Below are 1,274 nucleotides of genomic sequence, written 5' to 3' on the forward strand. Positions count from 1 at the left end.
GCCCCGTTTCTCGTGGCCGCCCGCGCGTTCTCCGAGAAACCACTTCCAGCGCGAAACACCACACATTGCGACGTTTCTCGCGCCGGAAGGTGTTTATCGCGTGGCGGCGACGGTCGCGCGGCTCAGGCGTCGAGGGGGCTGAACGTGAACGCGCGGATGATCTGGACGATGCCGAGGATGACGAGCGAGATGCCCAGCACCCACCACAGCACGAGCGCGCCCCACAGCGGGCTGAAGAGCAGGACGATGCCGGCGACGATGCTGAGGATGGCGAAGAAGATCGTCCAGCCCTTCGAGCGGGAGTCGCTCAGCGTGGACAGGGAGACAACCCCTTCGATGATCCACATGACACCGACGAGGATGCCGAGGAAGATCGCGAGGAACTCCGTCGTCTGAGCGAGGTTGAAGAAGGCCACAACGCCGGCGATGACGAAGAGCATGCCGAGCACGATATGGCCGACGCGCGACCAGCCGCCCTTCGCCTTCGAGAAGATGCCGAGCCCGGCGTAGACCAGGCCCGCGGCGATCGCGTAGATGGCGATGATCGCGGTGACCACGGCCGCCGTGCGCCCCGGCCAGACAAGGATCAGGATGCCGACAATCACGGCGAGAACGCCGCCGATGCCGAGCGCGGTGCGGATGCCGTTGACGGCGGACTTCTCCGCTGATTCGAGAGACATGAGAGGCCTTTCTGAAAGTTTCCTGGGAATGGCTCGTCTCCACTGTACGCGGATCGTGCGCGCCGGGGGAGAGGTCAGCCCAACAGAAGCGAGGCCGCGAACAGGACGGGAACGCAGCCGATCGTGGTGAGAAAGACCGTGTCTCGGGAGATCGTCTCGCCGATGCCGAACCGCTGGGAGTAGTTGAAGACGTTCTGGGCGGTGGGGAGCGCTGCCAGAACGACGACGATCAACACGTCGTGAGGCGACATGCCGAACAGCAGCTGTCCGCACAGCCAGGCCGTCAGTGGCATCACGACGAGCTTCAGCGATGTGGCCAGCACGACATCGCGCCGCCGGCCCGAGGCGCCGAGCACCCGCTGGCCGAACAGGGACAAGCCGTAGCTGATGAGGAGAACCGGCACGCAGGCGTCGGCGATGAGTCGCGCCGGCTCCATCGCCGTCGGCGGCAGCTCGAGGCCGCTGACGGCGACCAGCGTGCCGAGGACGGATCCGATGACGAGGGGGTTCGTGACGGTGCGCACGAGGATGCGACCGACCGAGCGTTGCTGCGCCGTGACGGATTCCATGATCGCCATCGCTATCGGTGTGAGC

2 protein-coding genes are annotated in these 1,274 nt (G+C 65.8%); both read right to left on the minus strand.

Annotated features, from left to right (window positions below):
• Positions 1-122 precede the first annotated feature (122 nt).
• Positions 123-680 carry an HdeD family acid-resistance protein gene (locus B4E30_RS15420; protein WP_194383157.1) on the minus strand — a complete coding sequence of 186 codons (558 nt, stop codon included), beginning with the start codon at positions 678-680 and terminating at the stop codon, positions 123-125.
• Between the two features lie 74 nt (positions 681-754).
• Positions 755-1,274: AEC family transporter (locus tag B4E30_RS15425; protein WP_286796063.1), on the minus strand; the 520-nt coding region annotated here is incomplete at its 5' end.

The organism is Microbacterium sp. UBA3394, from assembly GCF_002358725.1.
GTDB classification, from domain to species: Bacteria; Actinomycetota; Actinomycetes; order Actinomycetales; family Microbacteriaceae; genus Microbacterium; species Microbacterium luteum.